This window comes from Citrobacter sp. Cu096, from assembly GCF_030332285.1.
In the GTDB taxonomy this organism is placed as follows: domain Bacteria; phylum Pseudomonadota; class Gammaproteobacteria; order Enterobacterales; family Enterobacteriaceae; genus Citrobacter; species Citrobacter meridianamericanus.
Window position 1 is genome coordinate 1,590,569 of the sequence record NZ_JAOWID010000030.1, and the last position, 12,750, is coordinate 1,603,318.

At 52.5% G+C, this 12,750-nt stretch carries 10 protein-coding genes, 3 tRNA genes and 2 pseudogenes; 7 read left to right on the forward strand and 8 right to left on the reverse strand.

Features of this window, described 5'->3' with window-relative positions:
- Positions 1–4: 4 nt before the first annotated feature.
- The 5 genes and pseudogenes from thiK to OGX99_RS22080 form a co-directional block, all read right to left on the reverse strand.
- A complete protein-coding gene (thiK, locus tag OGX99_RS22060; RefSeq protein WP_151225257.1) occupies positions 5–829 on the reverse strand; it encodes a thiamine kinase in 825 nt (274 codons plus the stop codon).
- A complete protein-coding gene (lpoB, locus tag OGX99_RS22065) occupies positions 810–1,442 on the reverse strand; it encodes a penicillin-binding protein activator LpoB (protein ID WP_151225697.1) in 633 nt (210 codons plus the stop codon). Before lpoB ends, thiK begins: the two co-directional genes overlap by 20 nt.
- 22 nt (positions 1,443–1,464) lie before the next feature.
- Positions 1,465–1,839: a YcfL family putative periplasmic lipoprotein gene (locus OGX99_RS22070; RefSeq protein WP_151220019.1), complete on the reverse strand. Its 375-nt coding sequence runs from the start codon at positions 1,837–1,839 to the stop codon at positions 1,465–1,467.
- A 2-nt stretch (positions 1,840–1,841) separates the two neighbouring features.
- Positions 1,842–2,201, reverse strand: coding sequence for a purine nucleoside phosphoramidase (gene hinT, locus OGX99_RS22075; protein WP_016156204.1), 360 nt, complete (start codon positions 2,199–2,201; stop codon positions 1,842–1,844).
- A 271-nt stretch (positions 2,202–2,472) separates the two neighbouring features.
- Positions 2,473–2,742, reverse strand: a pseudogene (locus OGX99_RS22080) (LysR substrate-binding domain-containing protein); the annotation flags it as partial.
- Between the two features lie 26 nt (positions 2,743–2,768).
- Between OGX99_RS22080 and OGX99_RS22085 the strand changes: the two are divergent.
- Positions 2,769–3,467: pseudogene (locus tag OGX99_RS22085) on the forward strand (MFS transporter); the annotation flags it as partial.
- A gap of 43 nt (positions 3,468–3,510) precedes the next feature.
- On the opposite strand, the gene OGX99_RS22090 reads toward OGX99_RS22085, so the two are convergent.
- Positions 3,511–3,586: transfer RNA gene (locus OGX99_RS22090), tRNA-Asn, on the reverse strand.
- A gap of 160 nt (positions 3,587–3,746) precedes the next feature.
- On the opposite strand from OGX99_RS22090, the gene OGX99_RS22095 reads away from it, so the two are divergent.
- Both OGX99_RS22095 and OGX99_RS22100 read left to right on the forward strand, forming a co-directional pair.
- Positions 3,747–5,234 carry an EmmdR/YeeO family multidrug/toxin efflux MATE transporter gene (locus OGX99_RS22095; protein ID WP_286545089.1) on the forward strand — a complete coding sequence of 496 codons (1,488 nt, stop codon included), beginning with the start codon at positions 3,747–3,749 and terminating at the stop codon, positions 5,232–5,234.
- Positions 5,235–5,333: 99 nt separating this feature from the next.
- A tRNA-Asn gene (locus OGX99_RS22100) sits at positions 5,334–5,409 on the forward strand.
- A 42-nt stretch (positions 5,410–5,451) separates the two neighbouring features.
- Here OGX99_RS22100 and cbl read toward each other — a convergent pair.
- Both cbl and nac read right to left on the reverse strand, forming a co-directional pair.
- A complete protein-coding gene (gene cbl, locus OGX99_RS22105) occupies positions 5,452–6,402 on the reverse strand; it encodes an HTH-type transcriptional regulator Cbl (RefSeq protein WP_187252634.1) in 951 nt (316 codons plus the stop codon).
- A 101-nt stretch (positions 6,403–6,503) separates the two neighbouring features.
- Positions 6,504–7,421: a nitrogen assimilation transcriptional regulator NAC gene (nac, locus tag OGX99_RS22110; RefSeq protein ID WP_151225255.1), complete on the reverse strand. Its 918-nt coding sequence runs from the start codon at positions 7,419–7,421 to the stop codon at positions 6,504–6,506.
- 326 nt (positions 7,422–7,747) lie between these two features.
- On the opposite strand from nac, the gene OGX99_RS22115 reads away from it, so the two are divergent.
- The 4 genes from OGX99_RS22115 to OGX99_RS22130 all read left to right on the forward strand — a co-directional run bounded on the left by OGX99_RS22115 (position 7,748) and on the right by OGX99_RS22130 (position 12,715).
- A tRNA-Asn gene (locus OGX99_RS22115) sits at positions 7,748–7,823 on the forward strand.
- Between the two features lie 208 nt (positions 7,824–8,031).
- The gene (gene shiA, locus OGX99_RS22120; RefSeq protein ID WP_210904963.1) at positions 8,032–9,348 is read left to right on the forward strand and encodes a shikimate transporter; all 1,317 of its coding nucleotides are present in this window, start codon (positions 8,032–8,034) and stop codon (positions 9,346–9,348) included.
- 118 nt (positions 9,349–9,466) lie between these two features.
- Positions 9,467–10,921 carry an AMP nucleosidase gene (locus OGX99_RS22125; RefSeq protein WP_151218924.1) on the forward strand — a complete coding sequence of 485 codons (1,455 nt, stop codon included), beginning with the start codon at positions 9,467–9,469 and terminating at the stop codon, positions 10,919–10,921.
- Between the two features lie 15 nt (positions 10,922–10,936).
- A complete protein-coding gene (locus OGX99_RS22130; RefSeq protein ID WP_286545090.1) occupies positions 10,937–12,715 on the forward strand; it encodes an aminopeptidase P family protein in 1,779 nt (592 codons plus the stop codon).
- The last annotated feature ends 35 nt before the right edge of the window (positions 12,716–12,750 follow it).

The window sequence follows — 12,750 nt, forward strand, 5'->3', positions numbered from 1 at the left end:
CTCCTTATCCTTTCATTGTTAGCTGCCGCCAGGTTTCATCGGCCAGCCTGATAAATTGTCGATCGCCGGTTTGTTGCCAGCGATACTCAAACCACCCCGCCTTCAGCATCATTATCCAGGGTTGCCATCGCCTGACCTGTCGCCAGAGCACGTCTGGCTCAATGTGCGCTCGTTGGGCGTAGGCGCTAACCAGCCGTTGATGCTGGGACTCGTCGCTGACCCAAACCGCCGCCAGCTCCAGCGCGAGATCACCGTCGCCGGCATATTCCCAGTCAATCAACCGCAGCCCTGAGTCTGTACGTACGATGTTGTTGCCGTGGACATCCATATGCAGCGGCCCCAGGCGCAAAGGTCGAGGCTCACCGCTTTTCCTTAGCAGCTTAAGCGCGCGTAACCAACATGGCGTACGACGCGCCGGATCCCCACACTGCCAGTATCGTTCGAGTAGCGGCAGCAGGCTGATTCGCCAGCCGAATCGGGGCTGCTGGTGCAGATGATACAATAAGCCAGCGAGTTCGTCGGCGTCCGGTAATCTGGATTCTACCTGACCGTGAAAAAAATCCACGGCCATCCACCCGCGCGTATAAAAGCGAGGGCGCGGCGCAAGGCTTTCTGGCAGGTGCTTTAACGCATGATAGTGGCGTAAGAAATGCGATTCCGGCGCGTCAGGATCGTGATGACAACGCAATACTAAGCGGTGGGTATGATGTTCGATGATGCAGCTCCCGCCGCTCAGGCCGCTCTGACTACCTGCGACGGGATGATACTGCGGGAAATAGCGCGACAACACTTCGTCGCGCTTCAGTCGGTTATTGTTGCTGAACGGCACCTTTACCTGACCAGATAATTTCGCCAGTTTGTACCAGCATTAATTGCATTTGCAGCGCAGGCGAATTGACGTTGCCTGATGCGCTGGAATAGAGCACATATTGTGCGCCAACGTTACGGGCGATACCAATCGCTTTGCTGCGCGTACCCAGACTGTCGTTCGGCGACAAACCTAGCTGCTGTTTGGCGACGGCCAACTGCTGGGCGGAAACCAGAGTAAACTTGCCGTTATTCGCCAGCGCGCTGCGCAAAGTCTCGGTGGCTTCCCCTCCATTCAACGAGCCGTTGGTGCGGTTATTGACGCTATCAACCAGCAGAACGCCCCCCGCTTTGACGCCCTCAGCCTGCAGCATTTTGCCGACCATCGGCTGCATAGCCCCGTTCCAGTCATAATGACGCTGACGTGGCGTCGGCTGCGCCGTCTGGTCCTCGTGCTCAATCGGCCCCGGCTGCTGTGGAATGGTGGGAACCGTTGGTACAACCGGTACCGGCTGTTGCGGCTGCGTGGGTTGTTCCGGCACCGGCTTCACTTCCTCTACCGGTGCGGGTTCACGTTGCGCCACACAACCAGAGAGAAACATCGCCAGCGCGGCAATCAGTGCGTAGCGATTCATTTTTATCTTCAAGATTCCCCCCTTACAAATAAAGATAAAGTCTAACCTTGTGCGCCCCCAGATAATTGGCGCTGCCGTACAGCGTCACCGACGAATGAGCCGGGATAGTCACGCTACGCGGCGCTTCCAGAGGATGCATTTCCAGTCCTCTGGTGTCATACCAGTAAAACCGGTAATGAACGGTAACGGGCTCTTGTCTTTCGTTATAAAGTCGAGAGGATGCTGAGGCCTGAATATCAGACGTGGTTAACGTCGGCTGTTCCGCTGTAATGCCCGCCGCAAGAATCGTTGATTCCATCACCAGTGATTGTTCATCACTAACCGGAATTTCAGGATGTGTTCGACAGCCAGCCAGTAGCAGCAAGCTCAGTGAAAGTGCAATGCATCCTCTGGTCATGCTTACAGACCTTTATGCGCAAGCATTGGACCAAGCGCCCGGCCACCCAGCAGGTGCATATGAATGTGATACACCTCCTGACCACCATGACGATTGGTATTCATGATTAAACGGTACCCATCCGCAGCAATGCCTTCCTGCTCGGCGATTTTTGCCGCAACGGTAATCATGCGACCCAACGCCTGCTCGTGTTCCGCCGTCACATCGTTGACGGTTGGGATCAATACGTTAGGAATGATGAGAATGTGCGTAGGTGCCTGAGGGGAAATATCACGAAACGCGGTGACCAGTTCATCCTGGTACACGATATCCGACGGAATTTCACGACGGATAATTTTGCTGAATATAGTTTCTTCTGCCACGACGTTTTCCTTTTTCATTAACAGCCCAAGCGTTATGCCATGCTACGCCGGGTAACTCTGCGAGTATAGAGTATGAGCGAGTTACTCACGCTCTTTCAACTTTAACCCTCGATTTTTTAAGCAAAAAGCCCTGTCACTGCTGTTCTTATAACCATTTCCCGTCGCTATTGCTTAAGCATAGTACTGAAATCCTATTTCATTTATACCCAAAGCGGTTTACACGTCAGGCATCAATGCGTGGCCGTTACCTTCTCGTCAGGGCGTATAACGGCTACATGACGATATCGGCCTCTCCGGCCACCGCCAGGCGCAAGAAATCGTCCCGCCGATGGTTTTTAATTTTGGGGTTCCATGCCACACCAATGTTCCAGCGAATTTGTTTTTCAGCGAGCATCAATAGTCTCGCTTCGGCAGGCAAAAAATGCCGGACACTTGTGGGTAAAAAGGCGACTCCGATCCCCCCGGCAACCAATGCCAATAGCGTAGTCATGTCATTTGTTACAGAGACCGGTTCAGCGCTAAGTTGGATGCTTTGTAGAAAGAGTGAGGTTTGTTCCGCAAGACATGGGCTTCATGCACCTGTTTTTAATTAGTGCTATTTCCTTAGCGATCACGCTGTCGGTATATCCACATATCATCAAAGATAAATCGATAAAAATAAAACGGTTAATCAAAGGAAAGCAGCCACATCGCTCATGCACGATCTACTTTATAGGCGTTATTGCCCTGCTCGCCATGATCCCGGAATGTGCTGTTGTGGACTGGTCGTCACGTTATTTATTGAAAAATCTCAATGCGACTACAGAAACGGCAAGCCTTTCCTTTGCCTGCTTTGCGGGAACAATGGCAATCTTTCGCTTCATGGGAGACTTTATTCGTAACCGCTTTAATGCCATTCTCGTGATGCGCTCATCCAGTCTGTTAGCTGGGCTTGGGCTGCTGACAGCCGCAATGGCTAGTCATCCCTGGCAAGCCACCGTTGCCTTCGCTATTGCCGGTATTGGCATAGCCAATCTGGTACCGATTGCTTTTTCCGCTGCGGGAAACCAGCCTGATATTTCGACCAACACGGGAATGAGCATCGTCACCACGATCGGTTATTTGGGTACGCTAATGGCCCCTGCACCTATAGGCCTGGTGGCTGAAATCACAGGTTTTCCTGCTGTATATACCGGGATGGCCGCCATGTTGGGCATGATTATGCTGCTTGCTCCCCTGATTAGGGTAAAGGCCAGCGAAAAATTTGATGCCAATTTGACGCGTTGAAAACAAAAAGCCTGCTTAGTTTCCTGAGCAGGCTTCTTAAATTTGGCTCCTCTGACTGGACTCGAACCAGTGACATACGGATTAACAGTCCGCCGTTCTACCGACTGAACTACAGAGGAATCGTTGTGGAGGCTTATCTTAGCGGCGAAAAAAATTTTGTCAAATCCCATTTCCTCGCATAAATATCAATTGATGCTTCTCTCGACAGTTTGTTGCATTTCCAGACATTTTAAATGGAAAAAACTTTGCAGCTTTTTGGATTCTCCCTCATCATTTGAAATGAGGTTTCAACTTTCTTCTTTAAGGTCCACTTTGAACGTCTCCGCTGCCTTCCGCCAGGTTGCTTCCCGCACGCCCTGGTATGCCAAACGCAAGAGTTATAAGGTTCTCTTTTGGCGTGAAATCACTCCGCTCGCGGTCCCCATTTTTCTGGAAAACACCTGTGTGCTGTTGATGGGCGTTCTGAGTACCTTCCTGGTGAGCTGGTTGGGAAAAGAAGCAATGGCTGGGGTTGGTCTCGCAGACAGTTTCAATATGGTTATTATGGCGTTTTTTGCCGCCATCGACCTGGGTACTACGGTAGTAGTAGCATTTAGCCTGGGAAAACGAGATCGCCGACGAGCCAGATCGGCTGCCAGACAATCGCTGGTGATCATGACGATTTTTGCTACCGTGCTGGCTGCGGTCATTCACTATTTTGGCAAACAGATTATTGACGTTGTCGCTGGTGAAGCAACGCCCGACGTTAAGGCTTTAGCGCTAACCTATCTGGAGCTGACGGTGCTCAGCTACCCGGCGGCAGCCATTGCGCTGATCGGTAGTGGCGCACTGCGTGGAGCTGGAAATACCAAAATACCGCTGTTGATTAATGGCGGCATGAATATTCTGAATATCATCATCAGCAGCATTCTGATCTATGGGATCTTTTCCTGGCAAGGACTGGGATTCGTGGGTGCAGGACTCGGACTGACCATTTCACGCTACATCGGTGCGTTCGCCATTATCTGGGTGCTGATGATTGGTTTTAATCCGGCGCTGCGGATTCCCTTCAAAAGCTATTTTAAGCCGCTTAATCTCGCCATTATCTGGGAGGTTATGGGAATTGGTATTCCGGCTAGTATCGAGTCAGTACTGTTTAATGGCGGTAAACTGCTAACACAGATGTTTGTCTCCGGCATGGGAACAAGCGTCATTGCGGGAAACTTCATTGCATTTTCTATTGCCGCGCTAATCAACCTACCGGGGAATGCTTTAGGCTCCGCATCGACAATCATTACCGGCAGACGTCTGGGAAATGGTCAAATTGCACAGGCTGAAATCCAGTTACGCCATATCTTTTGGCTATCCACGATCGGCTTAACTGCTATCGCCTGGCTAACTGCGCCTTTCGCCGGCGTCATGGCCTCATTTTATACCCACGATCAGGATGTAAAAGAGGTCATAGTCGTCCTGATTTGGCTCAACGCAGCATTTATGCCGATATGGGCGGCTTCATGGGTGCTACCGTCAGGGTTTAAGGGCGCACGTGATGTACGTTTTGCCATGTGGGTATCGATGTTGGGCATGTGGGGCTGTCGTGTTGTGGCAGGATACACGTTGGGAATCGTATTAGGATGGGGGGTAGTCGGCGTTTGGTTAGGGATGTTCTTCGACTGGGCCGTACGCGCCGCATTATTTTCCAGGCGTATGGTCACAGGCCGCTGGCTATGGAAATACCCGCGTCCCGAACAGGAAAAGTGCATAAAACAACCGGTTGCGTCTGAATAATCGGCGAAATGGGGAATATTTCGGCAAACGATTGAATTTATCGATTCAGGCTTTGACAACGCTGAGTGGTATCGCTAATATGCGCCTCGTTCACACGATTCCTCTGTAGTTCAGTCGGTAGAACGGCGGACTGTTAATCCGTATGTCACTGGTTCGAGTCCAGTCAGAGGAGCCAAATTTAAGAAGCCTGCTCAGGAAACTAAGCAGGCTTTTTGCATTATATTTGATAATCAATCACTGTTTCATCCGGTTCCATCGCCTGGCGTTTGATTTCATCGACGGATAGCCCTGCGTTGCATAGCTCGATGAATCGCCAGACGTAGTTGCGCTGCAATTGCCCGCGTTTCAGCCCCAGCCAGACGGTATTCGCATCAAATAAGTGCCTGGTATCCAGTCGGGTCAAGCCCCCCTCTTCCTGCTCTACGCTGGATTGCTCCGCCACTAGCCCAATACCCAGACCCAACGACACGTAAGTTTTAATCACATCAGAGTCCTGGGCGCTGAGGATAATATCCGGAACCAGCCCTTTGCGAGCAAACGCCTCATCGATACGGGAACGCCCCGTAATCCCCTGCCGATACGTAATCAGCGGCCAGTGGGCGATGGACTCCAGCGTCAGAGGAGACGTTTTCACTAAGGGATGGTTGTGGGGAACAAGCAGGCTGTGGTGCCAACGAAACCAGGGAAATGCCACTAGCAACGGGTCGCCACTAAGTCGCTCACTGGCAATCCCGATGTCTGCCCCGCCATTTTGCAGCAGTACGTCAATCTCCTGCGGTGTACCCTGGATAAGTTCCAGTCGCACCTCAGGAAAGAGCTCACGAAAAGCTTTAATTACCGCGGGCAGGCTATAGCGCGCCTGTGTATGCGTGGTGGCGATCGTCAGGATACCGGAGGTGTCATTAGTAAACAGATCCGCCAGTCTACGAACGTTGCTGGCTTCATTGAGAATACGCTCGGCAATAACCAGCAAGGCTTTGCCCGGTTCAGTCATGCCCAGCAGACGTTTACCGCGACGGATAAAAATCTCAATGCCAAGTTCATCTTCTAGCTCACGAATATGTCGGCTGACACCCGACTGCGAGGTGTACAGTATATTCGCGACTTCTGTCAGGTTGTAATCCTGACGGGCCGCCTCGCGGATTATTTTAAGTTGCTGGAAATTCACTTTTTGCTCCGGACACATCAGACATTACGCTATTGTTAAAGTCTGATGCCCGGCATAACAAATAATAAAAACCTGAATCTTATTCCTCGCGGGAATAAGCTTTAACTAACCAGCTGCAGCTCGCGGTTTTCGAGCGTTGGACGGCTGACCAACGACAGCAGAATCTCTTTCACCGCCTGTGCCTGCGGCGATAAGCTCCCTCTGGCTGAGACATTCAATGATAATGGCAGATTCATCGATGGGGTTGTTATTCGCGCCATCCAGCCATTTGCAGCATTGCATAATGAACGAGCCGCCGACTCAGGCAATACAGTCACGCCCATACCGCTGGCAATGGCAGCGGTTAAGGTGGCAATAGAATCAATTTCGCCAATAACTTTGGCCGTTAAGCGACGAAGCGAAAACGCTTCATCCACGCGCAGGCGAACTGCACTGTAATCCCGTGGCAAATACAGATTCATCTGCGCCACCGCTGCTAAATCAACGCTTTGCCCCGGGCACTCACGCGTCCCGACCAGGTAAAGATCCTCTTTAAGCAGCGGTTGGCTGCATATACCCGCCACAGGCGATCGCTCGTAGAGTACCGCCATGTCTAATTGCCCACTGAGCAGCTTGTCATTCAGCACCGTCCCACTGTTTTCATGCAAATAGACCAACACATCGGGCAGCTCGGCACGTACAGTCTGTAATAATGGCATCGTAATAGATGACGCGGCCGTCCCCGGTGCGAGACCAATAGAAACCTGGCCCCCCAAGGTCTGCCCCACGTTATTGACCGCAAGTTGCGCCTGCTCGCACTGACGTAAAATCGTCCGGGCATGGGTATACAACACTTTCCCAGCTTCCGTCGGCGTGACGCCGCGTTTGGTGCGAATCAACAACTGCTGATCCAGTTCGCCTTCCAGCGTAGCAACCTGCTGGCTCAGCGCGGGTTGCGCGATGTGCAATACTTCCGCGGCCTGCGTCAGGCTACCAATATCGACGATTTTTACGAAATATTTCAGTCGTCTGAAGTTCATTTTGCCTCCTGTCGGAATACCAGAACCCGTGCTGGCAGTCATTGAATTCAGGATTGCAAGATGCTTGCCAGTTTCATCACAAGTCATGTTTTATGGTTAAAACCGCGTAATGTCAGGAGTAAAGGTGCATGATGAGCAGTTTGCTCATCGGTATCTCTCATTCTGGTTGCCCAAGAAGAGGTAGACGCGCACCACAATGGGGCAAACGTATAAAAAGATGTAAAGATCGCCGCTTTGCTGATTTTGTCAGCAAACGATCGCGCAAATGAATTTACCCCTTTGACAAGCATCCTCGCCCTCGCTAATATGCGCCTCGTTCAAACGATTCCTCTGTAGTTCAGTCGGTAGAACGGCGGACTGTTAATCCGTATGTCACTGGTTCGAGTCCAGTCAGAGGAGCCAAATTTAGAAAAGCCCGCTTTATAGCGGGTTTTTTGCTTTTCTGTTTTTCATTCGTCTTATTTTTCATGTAACCCTCTGGTGAGGGAGATAATCGTTTTCTCTTCCCGTCTGTCGCGGTAATCTCATAACGGTCGTTAATATATCGACTGCAATGTGTGTAACCCAATTCGAATACTAATAACTAAAAGACAGTACAGACAGGATAACTATGGATTCCACCCTCACCTCCACGGGTCCTCAACAGGACACCTCTTCGCTTGTTCGTGCCCGTCGTGCTGCGCTTGGTAGCTTCGCTGGCGCCGTGGTCGACTGGTATGATTTTCTGCTTTATGGCATCACCGCCGCGCTGGTATTTAATCGCGAATTCTTCCCGCAGGTCAGTCCGGCGATGGGAACGCTTGCCGCATTCGCCACCTTCGGTGTCGGTTTTTTGTTCCGTCCGTTAGGCGGGGTGATCTTCGGCCACTTCGGCGATCGCCTGGGTCGTAAACGCATGCTGATGCTCACCGTCTGGATGATGGGGATTGCCACTGCGTTGATCGGGATTATTCCTTCCTTTGACGCCATTGGCTGGTGGGCTCCTGTGCTGCTGGTGACGCTGCGCGCCGTTCAGGGATTCGCCGTGGGCGGTGAATGGGGCGGCGCGGCGTTGCTCTCGGTCGAAAGCGCGCCGAAAAATAAAAAAGCCTTCTACAGCAGTGGCGTTCAGGTTGGTTACGGTGTCGGGCTACTGCTTTCTACCGGTCTGGTCTCGCTGATAAGCTCGCAAACCACCGATGAGCAGTTCCTGAGTTGGGGCTGGCGTATTCCGTTCCTGTTCAGCATTGTGCTGGTTTTGGGCGCATTGTGGATGCGTAACAGAATGGATGAATCTGCCGAATTCGAACAGCAGCAGCAGACACATCAACCTGAGAAAAAACGGCTGCCGGTAGTTGAGGCGTTAATCCGGCATCCCGGTGCATTTTTAAAAATTATCGCCCTGCGCCTGTGCGAACTGCTGACGATGTATATCGTCACTGCGTTTGCCCTCAATTACTCCACGCAGAACCTGGGACTTCCCCGCGAGCTTTTTCTGAATATCGGGTTGTTAGTCGGTGGACTGAGCTGCCTGACCATCCCCTGCTTTGCCTGGCTTGCCGACCGGTTTGGTCGACGACGCGTCTACATTACCGGCGCGCTGGTCGGTACGCTGAGCGCCTTCCCATTCTTTATGGCGCTTGAAGCACAGTCTATTTTTTGGATCGTGTTCTTCGCGATTATGCTGGCCAACATTGCACACGATATGGTGGTCTGTGTGCAGCAGCCTATGTTTACCGGTTTGTTTGGCGCAAGCTATCGCTACAGTGGCGCGGGCGTGGGTTATCAGGTGGCAAGCGTAGTTGGCGGCGGTTTTACCCCCTTTATTGCTGCAGCACTGGTCACATTCTCGGGCGGAAACTGGCACAGCGTGGCCATTTATCTGATGGCCGGTTGTCTTATTTCCGCTGCCACCGCGTTGCTGATGCGGGATAAACAGCACGGTTAAGCCCGGATGCGAAGACCCTTCGGTCTTCGCACTATCTTCCTCAACGTCTGACTTTTGTTTCACATTCCTGTGACATACTATCGGGAGAGCAGTACATCTGTGGAACAAGGAGACAGACATGAACAATAAGGGCTCCAGCCTGACCCCAATTCAGGCACTGGATAAACTGGACGCGCTGTACGAGCAGTCGGTTAAAGCACTGCGTAGCGCCATTGGTAAGTATATTGAAACAGGGACGCTCCCTGACGTAATCGCCCGCAATAATGGTCTTTTTGTTTACCCATCGCTTTGTGTAACCTGGGATGGCAGCGCCACCAATCCCCCCAAAACCCGCGCCTATGGCCGTTTTACCCATGCGGGATGCTATACCACAACGATTACCCGTCCGTCACTTTTTCGCCCCTATCTTGAAGAGCAACTCACGCTACTGTATCAGGATTATGATGCGCATATCTCCGTGGAGCCGTCGCAGCATGAAATCCCTTATCCCTATGTCATTGACGGCTCTGAACTGACGCTCGACCGCTCGATGAGCGCCGGATTGACACGCCATTTCCCGACCACAGAGCTATCACAGATTGGCGATGAAACAGCAGACGGTACCTATCATCCGGCAGAGTTCTCTCCGTTGTCTCACTTTGACGCCCGACGGGTAGATTTTTCGCTGGCACGACTGCGTCACTACACGGGAACGCCGGTTGAACACTTCCAGCCGTTTGTGCTGTTCACTAACTACACCCGCTACGTCGATGAGTTCGTGCGCTGGGGTTGCAGCCAGATCCTCGATCCGGACAGCCCCTATATTGCACTGTCGTGCGCGGGCGGGATCTGGATCACCGCGGAAACTGAAGCGCCAGAAGAAGCCATCTCCGATCTCGCCTGGAAGAAACATCAGATGCCTGCCTGGCATTTAATCACCGCTGACGGTCAGGGGATCACGCTGGTCAATATCGGCGTTGGCCCGTCTAACGCCAAAACCATTTGCGATCATCTGGCCGTACTGCGTCCTGACGTCTGGCTGATGATTGGTCACTGCGGCGGCCTGCGTGAAAGCCAGGCAATTGGCGACTATGTTCTGGCCCATGCTTATCTGCGTGACGACCACGTGCTGGATGCCGTACTACCGCCGGACATTCCAATTCCGAGCATCGCGGAAGTGCAACGCGCACTGTATGACGCCACCAAAGAAGTCAGCGGTATGCCCGGTGAAGAGGTTAAACAGCGCTTGCGTACCGGTACTGTCGTCACCACCGACGATCGTAACTGGGAGCTACGCTATTCCGCTTCTGCGCTGCGTTTTAACCTCAGCCGCGCGGTAGCTATCGATATGGAAAGCGCCACCATCGCCGCTCAGGGCTACCGCTTCCGCGTCCCTTACGGCACGCTGCTGTGTGTTTCCGATAAACCGCTCCATGGTGAGATCAAACTACCTGGCCAGGCCAACCGTTTTTATGAAGGTGCCATCTCTGAGCATCTGCAAATAGGTATCCGGGCTATCGATCGTCTACGTGCTGAAGGCGACCGACTGCACTCCCGTAAATTACGTACGTTCAACGAACCGCCGTTCCGTTAAGGCCTGAAGGTAACTATGCATAACTCAACTCCTCTTTCCGCCCTGCGCAACCTGCTGATAGCGCAGGGGCTGGATGGCATGATTGTTCCGCGCGCCGACGCTCACCAAAGCGAAGATTGTACGCCGCATGACAATAAGCTGGCCTGGCTGACCGGTTTTAGCGGCTCTGCGGGACTCGCGTTGGTCCTGCGCGACCGCGCATTGATGTTTGTCGATGGACGTTATCAGGTCCAGGTACGCAATGAAGTCTCGCTGGATGATTTTGAAATTCACCATTTACACGATGAGCCGCTGGCCGACTACTTACAGTCTCACGTTGCAGCGGGTGCACGTATCGCTTTTGAACCGCTACTAATGGTCAACAGTCAGTTTGAAGCGCTTTCGGCAACTCATTGCGAACTGGTGCCTCTTGAACAAGATCCTTTCGACCAGGTATGGCTTGACCGTCCGGCAGCACCCTGCGGCATCATTCGCGAAATGCCCATTGAAATCAGCGGAGAAAGTAGCACGCAAAAACGTGCCCGCGTCGTAGAGTTGCTCGCCCAACACCACGCTGATGTTCTGGCGATCACGCTGCCGGATAACATTGCCTGGCTGCTGAATGTGCGCGGTTCGGATCTGGCCATGGTGCCTGTGCCATTTTCGTTTGCCCTGCTTCATCGCAGCGGCGAGCTGGAATGGTTTGTGGATAGCAACAAAACGCAGCAGCTCCCCGCATCGCTACTGAATACGCTGACGCAGCTCCCGCAAGAGAATTTCCTTGCGCGCTGCCAGGCGTTAGCCAAGGGTAAACGCTTCCTGGTTGATAAAGACTACGCCCCGGTCGCGTTGCGCTTTGCCATTGAAGAACATGGCGGCGATGTCTTATGGTCCCCCGACCCCATTACCTTAATGAAAGCGCATAAGAACGATGTTGAACTGGCGGGCTATCGGGAATGTCATGAACAGGATGGCGCGGCCTGGGTTAACTTCCTCGCCTGGCTGGCGCATGAAGTCCCCGTGCGCGAAGCTGCAGGCAATCCGGTCACCGAACTGGAAGCTCAGGCAAAACAACTGGAATTTCGCCAGCAACAGCCGGGATTTATCGAGCAAAGTTTCAGCACGATTTCGGCCTCTGCCAGCAATGCGGCGATGTGCCATTACCATTCCAGCGAAAAAACCAATACGCCAGTTACTACTAAGGCCATGTATCTGAATGATTCCGGCGGTCAGTACCAAAATGGTACAACAGATACGACGCGTACCCTCGCATTTGGTCCACAGGATCCGCAGCGTCGCCTGCATTATACCGCCGTGTTGAAAGGCTTTTTGTCGCTTATCTCGCTTCAATTTCCTACCGGTACCCAGGGACATCAACTGGATGCCTTTAGTCGTCGGGCGCTGTGGGATTTAGGTCTGGATTTTGATCACGGTACCGGACACGGTGTGGGTCATCAGCTACTTATCCATGAGCAACCCCATCGTATTGCCAAAAAAGTTAACCCCTGGCCCCTGGTTGCGGGCAATATCATTACCATCGAGCCGGGTTATTATCTGGCCGGACAATATGGGATCCGTATTGAGAATCAGGTTGAGATTATCAACAGTCGCCCTGGCTTCTGTCGTTTCTCAACGCTGACGCTGGTGCCGATTGATTTGAATCTGGTTGAACTGCATCTGCTCAGCGATGCAGAGAAACAGTGGATTGATGATTACCACCAGCAGGTCAGAGAGACGTTATCTGCACGCGTAAATGCAGAGGCTCGTCCGTGGCTATTCGCCGCCACCGCGCCAATCCGCGTTCAGGTAAATTAAGGCAATAAAAAAGGCAGCCCGCAGGCTGCCTTAGT